The sequence below is a fragment of the Actinoplanes sp. SE50/110 genome (assembly GCF_900119315.1).
Lineage (GTDB): Bacteria > Actinomycetota > Actinomycetes > Mycobacteriales > Micromonosporaceae > Actinoplanes.
Genome location: NZ_LT827010.1, coordinates 4,996,863 through 5,013,500, shown reverse-complemented (window position 1 = coordinate 5,013,500; position 16,638 = coordinate 4,996,863). Strand labels below are relative to the sequence as shown.

17 protein-coding genes are annotated in these 16,638 nt (G+C 73.0%); 8 read left to right on the top strand and 9 right to left on the bottom strand.

The genetic code is table 11. The features are described 5' to 3' along the window. Positions 1-13: 13 nt before the first annotated feature. Positions 14-4,120, bottom strand: coding sequence for a PAS domain S-box protein (locus tag ACSP50_RS22465; RefSeq protein WP_014691567.1), 4,107 nt, complete (start codon positions 4,118-4,120; stop codon positions 14-16). Positions 4,121-4,198: 78 nt separating this feature from the next. On the opposite strand from ACSP50_RS22465, the gene ACSP50_RS22460 reads away from it, so the two are divergent. From ACSP50_RS22460 to ACSP50_RS22440, 5 genes are all read left to right on the top strand, one after another. Continuing rightward, on the top strand, positions 4,199-5,455 hold the full coding sequence (locus ACSP50_RS22460; RefSeq protein WP_014691566.1) for an aminotransferase class I/II-fold pyridoxal phosphate-dependent enzyme: 1,257 nt from the start codon (positions 4,199-4,201) through the stop codon (positions 5,453-5,455). A 13-nt stretch (positions 5,456-5,468) separates the two neighbouring features. After that, positions 5,469-6,314 (top strand): dihydrodipicolinate synthase family protein, encoded by an 846-nt coding sequence (locus ACSP50_RS22455; RefSeq protein ID WP_014691565.1) that lies wholly within the window; start codon positions 5,469-5,471, stop codon positions 6,312-6,314. A 103-nt stretch (positions 6,315-6,417) separates the two neighbouring features. Next, a complete protein-coding gene (locus ACSP50_RS22450; protein ID WP_014691564.1) occupies positions 6,418-6,846 on the top strand; it encodes a hypothetical protein in 429 nt (142 codons plus the stop codon). Between the two features lie 16 nt (positions 6,847-6,862). Then, a complete protein-coding gene (locus tag ACSP50_RS22445; protein ID WP_014691563.1) occupies positions 6,863-7,222 on the top strand; it encodes a metalloregulator ArsR/SmtB family transcription factor in 360 nt (119 codons plus the stop codon). Then, a complete protein-coding gene (locus tag ACSP50_RS22440) occupies positions 7,219-7,698 on the top strand; it encodes an SRPBCC family protein (RefSeq protein WP_014691562.1) in 480 nt (159 codons plus the stop codon). The genes ACSP50_RS22445 and ACSP50_RS22440 overlap by 4 nt, the downstream gene beginning before the upstream one ends. Here ACSP50_RS22440 and ACSP50_RS22435 read toward each other — a convergent pair. From ACSP50_RS22435 to ACSP50_RS22425, 3 genes are all read right to left on the bottom strand, one after another. Further along, positions 7,689-8,180 (bottom strand): glyoxalase/bleomycin resistance/extradiol dioxygenase family protein, encoded by a 492-nt coding sequence (locus ACSP50_RS22435; RefSeq protein WP_014691561.1) that lies wholly within the window; start codon positions 8,178-8,180, stop codon positions 7,689-7,691. The genes ACSP50_RS22440 and ACSP50_RS22435 overlap by 10 nt on opposite strands. A 67-nt stretch (positions 8,181-8,247) precedes the next feature. After that, complete coding sequence (nadE, locus tag ACSP50_RS22430; RefSeq protein ID WP_014691560.1) at positions 8,248-9,057, bottom strand: ammonia-dependent NAD(+) synthetase; 810 nt, start codon at positions 9,055-9,057, stop codon at positions 8,248-8,250. Between the two features lie 9 nt (positions 9,058-9,066). Further along, on the bottom strand, positions 9,067-9,639 hold the full coding sequence (locus ACSP50_RS22425; protein ID WP_014691559.1) for an ABATE domain-containing protein: 573 nt from the start codon (positions 9,637-9,639) through the stop codon (positions 9,067-9,069). Positions 9,640-9,711: 72 nt separating this feature from the next. On the opposite strand from ACSP50_RS22425, the gene ACSP50_RS22420 reads away from it, so the two are divergent. After that, complete coding sequence (locus ACSP50_RS22420) at positions 9,712-10,440, top strand: MBL fold metallo-hydrolase (protein ID WP_014691558.1); 729 nt, start codon at positions 9,712-9,714, stop codon at positions 10,438-10,440. Between the two features lie 16 nt (positions 10,441-10,456). Here ACSP50_RS22420 and ACSP50_RS22415 read toward each other — a convergent pair whose 3' ends face one another. Together ACSP50_RS22415 and ACSP50_RS22410 are read right to left on the bottom strand one after the other, a co-directional pair. Continuing rightward, a complete protein-coding gene (locus ACSP50_RS22415; protein WP_014691557.1) occupies positions 10,457-10,738 on the bottom strand; it encodes a hypothetical protein in 282 nt (93 codons plus the stop codon). Between the two features lie 579 nt (positions 10,739-11,317). Then, on the bottom strand, positions 11,318-12,385 hold the full coding sequence (locus ACSP50_RS22410; protein ID WP_014691556.1) for a MerR family transcriptional regulator: 1,068 nt from the start codon (positions 12,383-12,385) through the stop codon (positions 11,318-11,320). Positions 12,386-12,554: 169 nt separating this feature from the next. On the opposite strand from ACSP50_RS22410, the gene ACSP50_RS22405 reads away from it, so the two are divergent. Beyond that, positions 12,555-13,316 carry a hypothetical protein gene (locus ACSP50_RS22405; protein WP_014691555.1) on the top strand — a complete coding sequence of 254 codons (762 nt, stop codon included), beginning with the start codon at positions 12,555-12,557 and terminating at the stop codon, positions 13,314-13,316. Between the two features lie 38 nt (positions 13,317-13,354). On the opposite strand, the gene ACSP50_RS22400 is transcribed toward ACSP50_RS22405, so the two are convergent. Together ACSP50_RS22400 and ACSP50_RS22395 are read right to left on the bottom strand one after the other, a co-directional pair. Beyond that, entirely contained in the window at positions 13,355-13,678 is a 324-nt protein-coding gene (locus ACSP50_RS22400; RefSeq protein WP_014691554.1) for a hypothetical protein, read from the bottom strand. A gap of 9 nt (positions 13,679-13,687) precedes the next feature. Then, a complete protein-coding gene (locus tag ACSP50_RS22395; RefSeq protein WP_197688077.1) occupies positions 13,688-14,611 on the bottom strand; it encodes an SPFH domain-containing protein in 924 nt (307 codons plus the stop codon). A gap of 791 nt (positions 14,612-15,402) precedes the next feature. Between ACSP50_RS22395 and ACSP50_RS43485 the strand changes: the two genes are divergently transcribed. Beyond that, a complete protein-coding gene (locus tag ACSP50_RS43485) occupies positions 15,403-15,876 on the top strand; it encodes a hypothetical protein (protein WP_197688076.1) in 474 nt (157 codons plus the stop codon). A gap of 129 nt (positions 15,877-16,005) precedes the next feature. Here the strand turns inward: ACSP50_RS43485 and ACSP50_RS22385 are convergent, their stop codons facing one another. After that, the gene (locus tag ACSP50_RS22385; RefSeq protein WP_014691552.1) at positions 16,006-16,563 is read right to left on the bottom strand and encodes a YbhB/YbcL family Raf kinase inhibitor-like protein; all 558 of its coding nucleotides are present in this window, start codon (positions 16,561-16,563) and stop codon (positions 16,006-16,008) included. Positions 16,564-16,638: the final 75 nt, after the last annotated feature.

The following is a 16,638-nucleotide window of genomic DNA, read 5'->3' as shown; positions in this document are numbered from 1 at the left end:
CGGACGCCACCTTTCACGCAGCGGTCGCAGACTCCAGGGACAGGATGAAGCGGGAACCGCCGGACGGGTTCGGTTCGTGGCGGATGTCGCCGTGGTTGGCCTGGGCCAGGCCGCGGACGATGTAGAGACCCAGCCCGGTCCCCTTCACCGTGGTCGCGTCGCGGTCCGCCCGGGCCAGGCGTTCGAAGAGCCGCGACCGGAATTCGCCGGGCACCCCCGGCCCGTCGTCCTCGACGGTGATCTCCACCTGGCCGCCGGTCTCGGCGACGCGGACGGCGGTGGCCCCACCGCCGTACTTGCGGGCGTTGGACAGCAGGTTCACCAGGATCTGCTGCAGGTGCCCGGGGTGGCAGAGCACGACGGCGTCCGGTCCGGACACCGGCACCGGTTCGCTGCCCTGCGCCGCCCACTGGGCGCGGTCGATCTCCTCGCGGGCCCGCAGCGCCCGGCGATCGGCGCGGATCTTGCCGGACTCGATGGTGACCATGGCCAGGACCTCCTGGACGATCTCGTCCAGTGCGCCAGCCTGCCGGGCGATCGCCTCGATGGCCCGGCCGCGGCGGTCGTCGGTGAGCGCCGGCCAGTCGTCGGTCAGGATTTCCGCGTTGCCGCGGATCGAGGTCAGCGGGTTGCCGATCTCGTGACCGAGCATGCCGATGATGTCGAGTTTCAGCTGGTTGGCGGCTTCGAGTTCGGTGTTGCGTTCGGCCAGGGCGGCGGAGGCGGCGTCGCGGGCCTGTTCGGCGGCGCGGCGGGCGGTGATGTCGGCGAGCACCCCGACGATCAGTTTCGGGTGCCCGGCCGGGTCGCGGACCAGGGAGATGGTCGCCTCGACCGGCACCCAGTGTCCGTCGGCGTGGGCCAGCCGGGCCTCGGTGGTGTAGGACTCGCTGTCGCCGGCGAACAGGCCGGCCAGCAGGCTCCGGTGGGTGACCAGGTCGTCCGGGTACAGCAGCTCGTCGTACTGGGCGGGGAGCTCGTCGTCGGTGCGGCCGAGCATGGTGGCGTACGCCCGGTTGGCGCGGATCAGCGCGCCGTCCAGGGCGACGATGATCTGGCCGACGCCGGTGTTGGCGAACTGGGCGCGAAGCCGCTGCTCGCTTTCGGCCAGGGCCTGTTCGGCGGCCCGGGCGGCGGTCACGTCCGAGCTGACCTCGAGCACCTGCGCGTGATCCGGGTCGAGGTGGTGCAGGACCTGACGGCTGAGCACGGTGACCGTCCGGCCGTCCGCGGTGATGTGGTCCAGCTGGCCGTTCCAGTAACCGTCGCGGCTGAGCGCCTCCTGCTGCTCGGCCACGCTGCCCCCGTACGGGAAGGTGGTGTGCAGCAACCGGTGGGCCCGCTTCCCGGCGGCGGCGGGCAGCGGCCAGCCGTAGAGACGCGTCGCGCCGTCGTTCCACCAGCGGATCGTGCCGTCCGGGTCGCGGACGACCACGGCGGCCGGAATCAACTCGAAGAGCCGGGCCGAGCGGCGCAGCTGCGCGTCGACCTCACGGGCCGCGGTCACGTCCTCGACCTGGATGACGACGTAGCGGGCGTGGTCGTCGTCGTTGACGATCAGCGCGACCCGCAGCGCCACCCAGACGGTGTGGCCGTCGCGGTGCACGTAGCGCCGCTCCATGCCGGCCGATTCGATCTCACCGGCGATGAACCGCCGCGCGTAGTCGCGGGTGCTCGCCACGTCGTCCGGGTGGGTCAGCTCGGCGAACGTCATCTGCCGCAGCTCGTCCTGGGTGTATCCGGTGATCGCGGTCATCGCCGGGTTGGCCTGCAGGTACCGCCCGAAGTCCTCGGTGCGCAGGCTGCACAGGGTGAGGCCGAGCGGCGAGTTGTCGAAGATCAGCCGGAACCGCCGCTCGCTGATCTCCACCCGGCGCAGCGCCTCGGCATTGCGGGTGGCGTCGTCGGCGTGCCGCAGCGCCGCGCTCAGGCTGTCGGCGAGCAGGGCCAGCTGCTGCTCGTCGGTGTCGTCGAAGACGTGCGCGGCCGCGGCCGACACCTTGAGGACGCCGATCACCTCGTGTTCGGCGTGCAGCGGCGCGATCAGCATGCTGCCGATACCCAGTTTGGCGCACATCGCCTGGTTGACCCGCGGGTCGGTGGTGGTGTCCGGGCAGTGCGCGGGCGCGTCGGTGCTCAGCGCGATGCCGCTGAGCGACCCGGACCGCGGGATCCGGGTGCCGGTGAACGGGGTCAGCGTGCCGGCGGTGGCCACGTACGCCAGCTGGTCGCCGTCGATCAGCTCGACCGCGGCCCCGTCGGCGGCCGGGAACAGTTCGACGGCCCGATCGGCGACGACCCGTACCGCCGCCGCCCGGTCGGTGGCCGCCTCGGTCACCGCGCGTTGCACGGCCAGGGTGGCCCGCAGCCGGCGGACCTCGCGTTCGGTGCTGCGTCCGGCGGCCCGTTCCGCGGTGACGTCGAGCAGCTGGATCACCACGGTGGCCGGGCCGTTCTCGTCGGTGATCACCGACGAGTGCGCGGTGACCACCAGCGGGGTGCCGTCCTTGCGGTGCAGCACCAGTTCGCGGGCGCCGCGCGGATAGTCGCCGGCGGCCATGATGTCGAGGCTGCGCTCCAGGTCGGCGTCCGGGCCGCCGAGCAGCACCTCGAAGTGCATGCCCAGCGCCTCCGCGTCGGGATAGCCGAAGAGCAGGCAGAACGCCGGGTTGGTGAGCAGGATCCGGCCGCGTCTGCCGGCGCGCAGGCCGAGCACGATCCGGGCGATCGGGCTGTTGTCGGCGACCTCGGCGAACTGGCGTTCGCTGCGGGCCAGGCGTTGCTGCTCACGTTCCAGGGCGGCCAGCGTCGCGGCCCGCGCCGCGGTGTTCTCGGCGTGCCGCAGCGCGCTGCCGATCGAATCCGCCACCAGGGTCAGTTGCCGCTCGTCGCCGTCGTCGAACGCGTACGGCCGGTCGCTGCCGACCATCAGCACGCCGAACGGTCCGGCGCCGGGTGCCCGCAGCGGCGCGATCACCAGCGAGCCCATCCCGGTGGCCCGGGCGATCACCGGGTTGACCCGCGGGTCGCCGGCGGTGTCGTCGCTGCGCACGGTGCCGCCGGAGGTGAGCGCCACGCCGGCCAGCGACTCGGTGACCGGCACCGCGGGCAGCGTCATGCCGGCGTCGGCCACCGGGCGCAGCATCCCCGAATCGTCCTCCAGCAGGTGCACCGAGGCGCTGCGGCCGGCCGGGATGACCTGCAGGATCCGGTCGGCGATCAGCCGGACCAGGGCGTCCCGGTTCTCGGCCACCGCGTTGATCTCCCGCTGCACGGTGATCGTGGTGCGCAGCCGGCCGGCCTCACGCGCGGCGGCCTGCTCCGCCTCGACCAGCAGTTCCTGGCTGCGCCGCTCGGCGGTCACGTCGGCGAGCTGGGCGAGCAGTTCCAGCGGGGCACCGGACTCGGCGTGCAACGGGGTGACCGTCAGCCGGCACCAGAGGACCCGGCCGTCCTTGCCGACGTACCGGAAATGGCCCTCGAAACCCGGTCGCGCGCCGCGGGCCAGGTCCCGCAGCATCGCCGCGCAGTCCGCCCGCTCGTCCGGGTGGGTGAGCCCGCCCAGGGTGAGCCCGGCCAGCTCGGCGCCGGTGTAGCCGAGGATCGCGGAGACCGCCGGGTTGACCCGCAGCCACGCGCCGTCCGGGTCGAGTACCGCCATCCCGATCGGTGACGAGTCGACCAGCGTGCGGAACCGGGCCTCACTGCCGGCCAGCGCCGGTCGGCTGCTGCTCTCGACGATCTCGGCGACCAGGCGGGGGTGGTCGTCCCGATCGTGGACCAGCACGTTCTGGCTGACGATCCACACCCGCGAGCCGTCGCGGCGGATCAGCACCCGCTCCATCGCCATCACGCTCAGCTCGCCGCGCACCATCGCGGCGAACAGTTCGGTGACCGGGCCCAGGCCGTCCTGGTCGAGAAGCATCAGGCAGGACTGGCCGAGCAGCTCCTCACGCGGGTAGCCGACCAGCTCGCAGAAGGCGTCGTTGACCGCGCTGAACTGCCCGTACTCGGCCTCGGTGAGGCTGAGCACCAGCTTCGGGACCGGACTGCGGTCGAAGGCGCGGGCGAGCAGCTCCGTCGGCTGGTCGTCCAGCCGCGCCCGGTGCCCGACATTCATACCGTCATGATCGGCCGATGGTGCGGAACAATGAGCGCCCGTATTTTGTCCTAGGACATAACTGGTAGGGTGCGCGGTGTGATCGAGGGGAACACCGCCGCGGAGATCGCCGGCTCGGTGCGCGCGCTGATCCAGACCGGGGCGCTCAGCGAGGGCGACGCGCTGCCCGCCATCCGCGACCTGGCCGCCCGCGCCGGCGTCAACCGGAACACCGTCGCGGCCGCCTATGCCCAGCTCGCGGCCGCCGGGGTGGTGCAGACGCGGCGTCGCGGCGGCACCGTCGTGCTGGGCGTGCCGCGGTCCGCGGGGGAGGGGCACGCCGCCTCCGACGCCGCGATCAATCTGGCGAGCGGCAATCCGGACCGCGCACTGCTGCCCTCGCCCGCGGCGGCGATCGCGGGGTACGCGGCGCCGCTCTACGGCGAGCCGGAGGTCGACCCGGCACTGGACCCGCTGGCCGCCGACGGCATTCCCGCCGGCCATCGCCTGGTGCTCACCCACGGCGCGGCCGACGGGATGGAACGACTGCTCCACCTCTACCTGGCGCGCGGCGACCGGGTCGCGGTGGAGGACCCGGGATACCTGGCCGCGATCGGCATGCTGCGGGTCAACGGATACCGGGCCGCCCCGGTGCCGGTCGACGCGGCCGGGATGTCGGCGGCCGGGCTGCGGGCGGCCCTCGACGCCGGCGCACGGGCGGTGATCTGCACCCCCCGCGCCCACAACCCGACCGGTGGTGGCGTCACCCGGGAGCGGGCTGCCGAGCTGCGGGCGGTGCTCACCGCGTACCCGGCAGTCACGGTCATCGAAGATGATCATTTTTCGATGATCTCGGCGCGGCGGTATCACCGGATCACCCCCGAGGGTCACCCGCGCTGGGCGGTGGTCCGGTCGGTCGCCAAGTTCCTCGGGCCCGACCTGCGACTCGCCCTGGTCCGCGCCGACCCGGTGACCGCGGATCGGCTCGCCGCCCGCCTGGCGGCCGGCTCCGGTTGGGTCAGCCACCTGCTCCAGCACTGCGTCGCCCGGCTGTGGGACGCGGTGCCGTTCGACCGGGTGCGCGACACCTATGCGGGGCGGATCCGACTGCTCACCGACGCGCTGGGCGAGCGCGGCATCGGTGTGGACCCGCGCACCGACGGGCTCAACGTGTGGATCCCGGTGCCGTCCGAGGCCGAGGTGGTCGCCGGGCTGGCCGCCCGTGGCTGGGTGGTCCGGCCCGGCCGGGACTTCGCGGCCGGCGGCGCCGTCGCGCCGGCCATCCGGGTCACCACCTCGACCATCACCGCGGCGCAGGCCACCGGTTTCGCGGCCGGCCTCGCCACCCTCCTCTGAAAGGCTCGCCACCATGTTCCACGGGCTCAGCGCCTTCCCGCTCACGCCGATCGCCGACGACCGGGTCGACGCCGACGCGTACACCGGGCTGGTCGCCCGGCTCGCCGCCGCGCGCGTCGACTCGATCACCGCGCTCGGCTCGACCGGCAGCTACCCGTACCTGACCCGGGCGGAACGCGCCGCGACGGTGCGGCTCGCGGTAGCGGCCGCGGCGGACATCCCGGTCTTCGCCGGGATCGGAGCACTGCGTACGTCGCAGGTGCTGGCCGCCGCGGCCGACGCCCAGCAGGCCGGCGCGGCGGCGGTGCTGCTGGCGCCGATGAGCTACCAGCCGCTGACCCCGGACGACGTGTACGGGCTGTTCGAGGCGGTCGTCGCGGAACTGTCGGTGCCGCTGATCGTCTACGACAACCCGGGAACGACCCACTTCACCTTCACCGATCAGCTGTACGCGGACATCGCCGCCCTGCCGCGGGTGGCCTCGATCAAGATTCCGGGGCCGGCCTCCGCCGCGCGGGTGGCCACCCTGCGCGGGCTGCTGCCGCCGCACGTGGCGATCGGGATCTCCGGGGACGCGCACGCGGCGGCCGGGATCGGGAACGGGTGCGACGTCTGGTACTCGGTGCTCGGCGGGACGCTTCCCCGGGCGGCGCAGTCGGTGCTCGCCGGCGGATCGGACCGGCTGGCGCCGCTGTGGGACCTGTTCGCGGCGCACGGAAGTCTGCGGGTGATGGCGGCGATCGCCGAACAGCTGGGGCTCGCCCGGCGCTCCTGCCTGCCCCACCCGCTGCGCGGGCTCGACGACGCGGCCCGCACCCGCGTCGCCGCCGTGGTGGACGCATTGGACCTCGCCGGGTGACCGGTCCCTCGCCCGGTGGCGTGCTCGCCCGGCGCGGCGGTCTCGCCCGCTACGTCCTGGCCGCCACCATGGCCCGGTCGGCCGACGGGGGCCGGGCGGCACGGTGGGGCCGACCGTCGTGGCCGCGGTCTCGGCGTGGTCCGGCCCGGCCGCGGCGGCACTGCTGCTGGCCGGGGCGACCGCGCTGGCCGCGGTGCTGGTGCGGATGCTGCTGTACGCGCCGCCCGCCGGGACGCCGTCCGAGGTGCCCCGGCCCGGGCGGACACTGACCCTGATGGTCCGGTCGGGCACCCTGCGACGCACCCTGTACCTGACCGTGACGGTCGCCTTCGCCCTGGCCGCGCTGCCGGTCACCGCGGTCGCGGCGGCGCCGATGTACCGGGTCGCCGCGGCGGCGGCCGGGGTGCTGACCGCCGCCTACGGGCTCGGCAATCTCGCCGGGTCGGCGGCCGGGGTGCTGACCGCCGCCTACGGGCTCGGCAATCTCGCCGGGTCGGCGGCGGACCGCAGGCTTGCCAGACGCGTAACCTGATGGTTACGCTTCCGGTGTGGACGAGGTGGCCGGGGCGATCGCGGATCCGGTGCGGCGGGAGATCCTGCTGATGCTGCGCGCCACCCCGCTGACCGCCGGGCAGGTCGCCGACCGGTTTGCGATCAGCAGGCCGGCCGTGAGCCGGCACCTGCGGGTCCTGCGGGAGGCGGGACTGGTCCGCGACACCGTCGAGGGCCGCCGGCGGGTCTACACGCTGGTCACCGAGCCGCTCGACGAGCTCGCCGGCTGGCTCGCCCGGCTGACCCGCCCGTCCGGCTGGCAGCACCGGCTCGACGCCCTGGAGACCGAGGTGCACCGCACCCGGCGCGAGCGGCGCGCCGCCACACCCGACCGTTCCGCGAAGGAGTCCGCATGAGCCCGACCCCGACCGGCCGTCTCCTCGGCGACGACCTGGTGCTGACCCGCACGTTCCGGGCGCCGATCGACGACGTCTGGGCCAGCATGACCGAATCCGATCGCACCGCCCGATGGTTCGGCCCGTGGCGGGGTGAGCCCGGCCCGGGCCGTGTCATCAAGGTGCAGATGGCTCACGAGGAGGGCCGGCCGTGGATGGACATGACCATCGACGCCTGCGAGCCGCCCCGCCGCCTCGCCGTCTGCGCCGGCGAGGAGACCGACCGCTGGCGCCTGGAAATGACCCTGGCCGAGGCCGCCGGCGTCACCACCCTCACCTTCACCCAGCACCTCACCACGCTGGACGGTGTCGGCGAGGTCGGCCCCGGCTGGGAGTACTACCTGGACGCCCTGGTCGCCGCCCGTGCCGACGCGCCGATGCCGAGCTTCGACGACTACTACCCGTCCCTGAAGGAGCACTACGAGTCTCAGCGCTGACCGAGCCCCTTCAGGGCACGGTCCAGGGTCCTGAAGACCGTGCCCGGGCCGCCCGCCCAGGCCGGCGTGGGGTCGGGCTGCCCGGGTGCCGGCTCGTACAGCCACCAGAGGTTCTGCCAGGGATCGAGCATCCGGGCCAGGGTCCGCTCACCGTAGAACGGCGTCGGCGGCGTGACGGCTTCGGCGCCGCGGGCCGCACCGCGGCGCAGGACCGCGGCGGCGTCCCGCACCCACAGCTGGAAGAGCCCGGGCCGGGCCGGCCAGCCGTCGAGCCGGTCCGCCACCATCAGGTCGACCACCCCGAGGCGCACCTCGGCGTGGATCAGCCTCCCGTCCGGCATCCCGGTCCGGGCCGCCACCGTCTCGCGCACCCCGAAGGTCGCCACGACGAACGCGACGAACCCGGCCGCGTCGTCCACGATCACGAACGGGTTGAGTGCCGCGCCGCCGCCCGGCGCCGCCGCCAGGATCTCACTGTCCATACCGCCAGCCTGGCAGCCATTGCGGTCAGTTTCCGGCCGCAGCATCGAGCCGGACGGGCCGGCGGTGTCAGGCCGGGGCGGCGGGGAGCCGGCGCTTGTGGGCGGTGAGGTGGAAGCGGGTGGTGATCGCGTCGGCGATCTCCGGCTTGACCTCGGCCCCTTCCAGGAAGTCGTCGATGTCGTCGTAGGTGAATCCGAGTGCGTCCTCGTCGGCCAGCCCGGGGCGCAGCGTCTCCAGATCGGCCGTCGGGACCTTGCGCACCAGCGTGTCGGGCGCGCCGAGCGCCGCCGCCAGGGCACGGACCCGGCGTTTGGTCAGGCCGGTCAGCGGCACCAGGTCGGCGGCGCCGTCACCGTGTTTGGTGAAGAAGCCGGTGACCGCCTCCGCCGCGTGGTCGGTGCCGACGACCAGCCCGCCGACCGCCGACGCCACCGCGTACTGCGCGATCATCCGCTCGCGGGCCTTGATGTTGCCGTGCACGAAATCCTGCTGGGCGTGGTCCCGGGTGGTCATCCCGCCGGCCAGCAGGGCCTGCAGGGCGGCGTCGGCGGCCGGGCGCACGTCGACGGTCAGGACCCGGTCGGGGCGGATGAAGGCGAGCGCGGTCTGGGCGTCGGCCTCGTCGAACTGCACACCGTAGGGCAGCCGCATCGCGATGAACTCGGCGTCGTGGCCGGCGGCCCGGGACTGCTCGACGGCGAGCTGGCAGAGCCGCCCCGCGGTGGACGAGTCGACGCCCCCGCTGATCCCCAGCACCAGGGCGCGGGTGCCGCTGGCGGCGAGCGCACCGGCGAGGAACGACACCCGGCGGGTGATCTCCGCGGTGGCGTCGAAGGTGGGGGTGACCCCCAGTTCGCGAGCGATGTCCTGACTCATGCCGGCAGCCTACCGACCGGCGCGGCGGGCGTAGGCGCGAGCGGCGCGCGCCCGGTCCCCGCAGCGCACCGAGCACCACTGCCGCCGCCCGCTGCGCAGCAGGTAACGCTGGCAGGGGCTGGAGTCGCAGGCGGTCAACCGGTCCGCGTCCGGGCCGGTCAGCAGGTCGGCGGCGTCCGCGGCCAGGATCCCCAACGCGTGGTCCACCACCTGGTCCGTCGGGTGCGGCGCCGACCGGTGGAGCCCCCGGGCGGAGCTCCACCGCAGCTCCTCCGCGGTCGGCACCCGGGTGATCGCCGCGTTGATCGCGTCGAGGGCGGCGCGGGGCGGCTCGCCGCCGCGCACGGATGCGTCCAGCAGCTCCCGGACGGCCCCGCGCAACGCGCGCAGCCGGCCCGCGCACACCTCCTGCAGTCGTGCCCCGGCCGGCGCCAGCCCGCGCGCGATCAGCCAGTCGCCCGCCTCCGCCGGCGTGGCCAGCAGATCGGTGACCACCCCGCCCGGGGCCACGAGCCGGCTGTTGGCCAGGTCGAGCCCGGGATGCAGGTCGGCCCCGGGCGCAGTGTCGATCACGTTTCTCACGGTACCTCTTGCGTCTATCCGTGACAAACTCTAGCCTCACGGATATCACTACTGTTATCCGTGAGGTGCGACATGATCAACGTCCAGACGGCCGGCGGCCCGACCGCGCTCTTCGAGTACGCCGGGCTCCGCCTGCTCACCGACCCCACCTTCGACGAGCCGAAGAGCTACCTCTCGCCGAGCGGCACCCGACTCACCAAACTCGCCCCGGCCAGGATCCGGCCCGCCGCCCTCGGCCGGATCGACGCCGTGCTGCTCTCCCACGACCAGCACGCCGACAACCTCGACGACTCCGGTCGCGCCCTGCTCGCCGACGTCCCGGTCACGCTCACCACCACCGATGGCGCCCGGCGGCTCGGCGGCACCGCGCGCGGCCTCACCCCGTGGGAGTCGGTGACCATCGGCGACGTCACGATCACGGCGGTCCCGGCCCGGCACGGCCCGGAGGGCTGCGAGCCGGTCACCGGCCCGGTCATCGGCTTCGTGCTGACCGCGGAGGATCAGCCCAGCGTGTACGTCAGCGGCGACAACGCGGCCCTGGAAATCGTCGAGCAGGTCGCCGACCGGCTCGGCCCGATCGACGCCGCGATCCTGTTCGCCGGCGCGGTCCGCACCGACCTGTTCGGCGGCGCCCTGCTCACCCTGGACAGCGAGCAGGCCGCCGAGGCGGCCCGCATCCTCGACGCCCGGCAGGTCGTGCTGGTGCACCACGACAGCTGGGCGCACTTCACCGAGGGTCGCGACGCCCTGGAGAAGGCGTTCACCGCCGCCGGCCTGCGCGACCGGGTGCAGTTCGGCTGACCGGCCGGCATGCCGGTCAGACCCCCTTGACCCGCCAGGCGCCGTTCAGCAGCGGCAGCAGGACATGGCGGTCCGGGGCGGCGGCGGTCGCGCGGTGCAGCTCCGCGATCGACCGCGCCGACTCCTCCGGGGTGGTGATGCCGTGCGCACACGCGACCGGCAGCAGGCTGCGGTAGACGCTCTCCAGGATCGGCGTGTCCTGCCCGACCGGGAGCCGCCGGCCGGCCACGTCGGTGCCGTCCGGCGCGCCGATCCCGGCCTTCGCCATCAGGTACGGCAACCGGCTGCCGGCCCGCACGTCGCAGCCGGCCGCCCGAACGCGTCCACCACCACCCGGGTCATCGCGTCCACCACGTCGAGCGGCGGCAGCACGCCGACCGTACCCAGGTCGTAGTCCTGCAGGAGCAGACAGCCGTCCGGTGCCTGCCCGGGTGTCTGCGGTCCGCGTTCGGTGCCGCGCGGTCCAGCTACTCGCGGTATCCATGCAGGCGGCGTTCCTCGGCGCGCCGGGCCTGGCGGGCGATGTCTCGTGCGCTACGCGGTGCTCGGTCGCGCCGACGTTCGTGGCTGCGGACAGGCCATGGAGTCGGTGCGGTCAGTCGGTCAGGCTCGTGGCTCATGGATCACTTCCCTGAGTGCGGGGTGCGGAGGGATCGATGTCGTGGTCAGTGCCGCCACCCCGGGACCCGACGTCGAAGGCCCGGGTTTCCGGTGGTGGGCGTGTGGAACCGTCGTGCGGGAGGCGGAGCAGCGCGTGGACGGGACGGTCCGGCCGCCCGGGCCGTGCCGCCGGTGGGGTGAGGTGGTGGCGGCCCGGGCTGACCTGCCGGGGGTACCGGCGCTGCCGTGGTTGCCGGCCAGGAACCGGCCCGAGCCGTCAGGTGGTGATGACGTCGGCGATGAGGCAGGCGATGTTGTCCGGGGCGCCCGCCGCGTGGGCGAGGTCGATGAGGCGGTCGACGGCCGGTTCAGGGGTGGCGGTTTCGGTCAGTGTGGTGTGCAGGTCGTCGTGGCCGATGACGGCGGACAGGCCGTCGGAGCAGAGCAGGTAGCGGTCGCCGGCCTGGACGGTGCGCAGGGCGAGGTCGGCTTCGACCGGCTGGGGGCCGCCGCCGAGCGCCCGGGTGAGCAGCGCGCGTTGCGGGTGGGTGGCGGCCTGGGCGGGGCTGAGTCTGCCGGCCGCGACCTGGCTCTGCACCCAGGTGTGGTCCTGGGTGAGCTGCGTGAGTTCACCGCCGCGCAGCAGGTAGGCCCTGGTGTCACCGATGTGCACGAGGGCGAGTCGGGGGCCGGCGAACAGCAACGCGGTCAGGGTGGTGGCGGGCCGGTCGTCGGCGGTGCCGGTGGCGCGGATCGCGCGGTCGACGCCGTCCACGGTTGCGGCCAGCAGCGCGAGCAGTTCGGCGGCGGGCCGGCCGGCCGGGTCGAGGCTCTTCAGCGCGTCGACGGCGGCGGCACTGGCGGCGGCGCCGGAGCCGCGGGTGCCGTCGGCGACGGCGAGCAGCCGGTCGTCGGCGTGGGCGACGTCCTCGTTGGTGTCCCGGACGTGGCCCTGGTCGCAGCGTACGGCGTAGCGGATGGCCGGCGTGGAATGGGTGTTCGGCATGGTGACGCCCTCCTGGGACAGGTGCTGGACGAGGCGGGCGACGTGGTGCGCGCGGGCCGCGGTGTCCGCGGTGACCTGTCGCCAGTAGGCGGTGACCGCGTCGGCCGCCGCCCCGGGTTCCAGGTCGGACACCGTCCGGATGCCGGCCAGGGGCATCCCGATGCGGCGCAGCCGGGCGATCAGCCGGGCCCGGTCCAGCTGGTCCGGGTGGTAGAACCGGTAGCCGGATTCGGGATCGACCGCCCTGGGTGGCAGCAGGCCGACCTCGTCGTACAGCCGCAGGGCCTTGGGTGTCAGCCGCGCCGCCCGGGCGAACGCGCCGATCGTCAGCAGCTCCACGGTGTCATCCTCCTCGTGCCGGCCCGGTGGCCGGCACGGACCACGGTGGGCCTTGCCCCAGGGGCAAGGTCAACAGCCACGACGCCGCGGGGTGACCGGAAGTCTCCCGCGGAACCGACCGATCATGCCGAATCCGACGCGCCTCCGACGGCTGCGACATAATCCGGCGATGCGGGAAAGATCGAAGTGGATCGTCGTCGGTGCGGTGTTGGTGGTCCTGGGTGGCGCGGCGGCCGGCACCTGGCGATACCGGCAGCACGTCCAGCGTCAGCCGGACTGGCAGATCCACCACACGGCGGTGCCCGACGCGGCGAAGAAGGTCGACGACGTGCTCGCCGGGTTCGACCGCGACCACCTCTACCAGGCCGCCGACTACCTGCACTCGGCCGGCCGGCACCCCGGCGTGCAGGTCCTGTCGGTCACCGGGCAGACCCACTGGCAGACCGGTGTCACCCTGACCCTGCGGGTCACCGGCCACGGCGTGGCCCGCGGCTTCGACCAGGTCATCCTCCAGCAGCGCGACGTGCCGATCTGCTTCCGCCTGACGATGGGCCCGAAGGACGACAGCCGGGACGACGACATCGACTGCCCGACCGGACCGCCGCTGGCAGTGCCGCGGGACCCGACCCTGGACGGCGTCGACCCGCGCCTGCAGGCGGCGCTGAACCCGGTCGGCCCGGACGAGCCCGCCGTCCGGGCCGCGGTCGCCGGCCTGAAACTGGACCCGGGCATCCGGCAGGACTTCGCCGCCCACGACGGCGTCGTGGGGGTGGCGCTGCGCGCCGGCCGGTACGACTGCGTCGTCGCCCGGGTGGTCGCCCGGGGCGACGTCACCCTCTGGCGACCGTCGCCCACGCAGCTGGCGCCGGGGGAGCTGGACTGCTCGGCCGGGCTCGCCATGACCAGCGGGTTCAACACCTCCCCGCACTGAGTGACCCGCCGCCGGCGCGGCCGGACGGTGGGTGCCGGCTACCGCCGGCCGGTATCGGCGCTGTTGAGGTGGAACGCGCGTTCCTCCGCCACCTGGTGAGCGCGGAGGAACCGGTCGGTCCAGTCGGGTTCCGCGGCCGCGATGCGCTCCACGACGTACTCGTCGAGTATCCGCCCGTCGAGAGCCACCAGGCTGACGGTGACCACCGTGGTGCCGTCCCGGCCGAAGTGGCGCGGCCGCCACCGGGCGGCGCGGACCGCCCGGCGACGGGCCGCGCGCCCGATCGCGGCCACCAGTGCGAACGTGAGACCGGCCACCAGCACGGCGACGGCCAGAGCCAGTAGCAGCGCGAAGCCTCGCACGGCGGCCGGCTACTTCAGCGGTACCGCGGCGCCCGCGCCGGGCGCATAGGTCGTGACGCCCGGCGGCAGCGCCTTGATGATGTCGATCTGGGCGCACGCCGAACACGCGTTGTAGCCGAGTTGGCGGGTCTTGTTGGCGTCGGCGTCGGCCTTCGCCTGAGCGACCCTCGCCTGAGCCTCGCTCACCGCGGCGTACGCGGCCTGCGCCTTGTTGACCGCGTCCTGCACGGCGGCCGGCAGGGTCACCCGGGCCAGGTTGAACTTGATGTCCTCGAAGAAGGCGCCGCCCAGCATGTCCGCCAGATCCTTCGCCAGGCTGCTGTTGACCGCGTCCTGCACCTTGGCGATGTTCGAGTTGTTGTTCTGCCCCGTGGCGGCCGCCGGCGGCGTCCCGACGTTCGCGGTGCCCTGAGCGCCGTTCTGCACCAGCGCGCAACTGGAGACCAGTTCGGCGCATCGGAAGCCGCTGATCTGGATCCGCAGGTCGTTGTCGATCACCGGCCGCACGATGGCGTCGAGGAAGCTGCTCCAGCCCTCGTCACCGTCGTACGCGTACCGCAGGGTGCCGTCGGTGCCGCGGAACTGCCGGGTGCCGAACTTGTTGTCGAAGGTGGTCATCGTCGTCGGGTCCAGGTTCAGGGTGAAATAGACGGTGCCCTCGATGCCCATGTCCACGCCGTCGCCGGACGGGGTGTTCACCACGTCGACCCCGGTGCGGTCGCCGCGCCGGGCGTCCGAGGTGATCGTGTAGAAGCGCTGCTGAGCCGGGTACTTGTGGGTGGTCGAGTACAACCCGGTCCAGGTCAGACCCGAAGCGGGCTGGATGACCTGACGTACCCGGTTGTTGTCGAACCAGCCGCCGTTGCGGACGACCCCGACCTCGCCCCCGGTGGTCTTGTCGAATCCGCCGAAGGCGGCCGTGAGAGCCACCACCAGCACCACCATTCCGACCACTCCGGCGCTGACGAGCGGCGCGATGCGCCTCGCCGGCTGGCCGTGTCCCCGCTGTGTTGCCATGGCTTCGCTCCCGAGATCCCGACGGTCGAACCGGCTGTCAGGATCCAGGCTCGCACGCCTGGTCCACCCGCCTCCGCTGCCCTCCGGCCGGCCGCCCGTGAGCGGCTGAAGCGGGGTTCGAAGACAGCTTCTCGATTCGTTCGACCTCCCGGCTGAGATGCAGAGCCGCTGCGGTTCAGGCCGGTACGTGCAACGCGGATCGTGGCTACGTCGGCTTTTCGAACGTCAGTCCCAGAAGTTGAACACCGTTTCGCCCACACTTGCCGGTCGCCACGAAGCAATCCGGCTCCCGGACGGTCCGGCACCTTGGTGGAGCGGAAACCCGTCGCTCCTCGTTCCAGCCGAAACACCACATCATTCTGTTCGCGCCCGATGCGACGATACGACGGCCCGAAAGGACCGGCTCGACGCCTCTCCTCGGCAGCAGTACGAATGTGAACACCAGCTCGTGGACACGGTTAATGGCCACGGCGCTGGTCGACGCGCGCAGTCTGCGGCAGGAGGATGCACCGAGCGACCCATCATGCTTACGTTTCAGCTGCCACATTTGGACCACTATTCGTCTATCTCGTGGCGGTATATCTCCGTGGATCTCGTACATCTCGCAATAGGATGACGGCGTGGCGACATGGGATGTGCTGACGGACCCTGAGCGGATTTCGTGGGAAGGGTCGCCGCTCAGGTCAGTCGGGCCCTTGGTGTTCGGCATGACCCCCGAAGAGACTGAATCAGCAGTTCGAGGGAAACTTCGGCGCACCGCCACGATGCACGCGGCAGACGTGGGGATCGGCGCCATGCATTTCTGCCTCGACGTGTCCGGCGGCGCGCGTTTCCCCGGCAGCGCGGTCGCCGCATATTTCAGCAGTACGGCCGGGCTGAGCGGGGTCGCCGTCGATGCACGATGGGGACCCCAGGTGGCGCTGGCGGGAATCCCACTCGTAGGTCGAACCCCGTCACTATTGGCGGCTCAATTCATTGGCTACCTGACAACGCTCGACCATCAGATACGCTATTCCGGTGAGGGTGAACCATGCTCACCGGACCTCGGAGTGGGCCTGCGGGTGCAACGAGCCGGTGATGTGGTGATCAGTCGACCGATCATGGTGGCAGAGGTCTGGACCGATCGGTGCTGGGACGGCCACGAAGGCCACCTTCCGAAAGAGGAGTGGTGCACCTTTTAGAGGCATGCCGCGAGGCACTCTTCTCGGAGGCGTTGTGGTGCGTCGAGAAGCCGGGTCAAGACGCCCGTCGGGTTGTCAGTGGCGCCGGGGCACCACCGCCGCCACGGTGCCATGTGCCGACCGGCGAGCTCAGCGCCTCGCGGTGACGGTGATGGCGCCACTGGCGAGGATGTGGCTGCTCATGGTGAACATGGCGACCGCCGGCGGCGTGGTGGCGGGCAGGGACAGGGTGGGGACGTCCAACGCGTACACCGTCAGGCGGTAGTGGTGCGGGATGTCGCCGGTGGGCGGGCACGGACCCAGGTATCCGGTCCTGCCGGCGTCGTTGGTGCCGGTGACCGCGGCGGAGGGGAGCGTGCTGCCGGCGGTGTCGGTGGTGGCCGGCAGATCCCATGCCAGCCAGTGCCAGAAGCCGCTGCCGGTCGGGGCGTCCGGGTCGTACATGGTGACGGCGAAGCTGCGGGTCGCGGCCGGGGCGGCGGACCAGGTGAGGCGCGGCTGCACGTTGTCGCCGGCGCAGCCGAAGGCGTCGGCCAGGTAGGCAGGCGGGAAGCTGCCGTGGACGTCGGGGCTGGCGACCGGGAAGTGGCCGGCCCGGTGCGGAACGGCGTCGCGGACCTGGTGGTAGCCGTAGGCGCCGGTGGCCACGGCGATGGTGCAGGCTGCCGCTGCGATGTGTCGGATCATGCCGATGACGATCTCTGGTGCGGGCGGCGGCAGGGAGGCCGCCGCGAGCCTGGTATCCACAGTGCCAGGATTCGG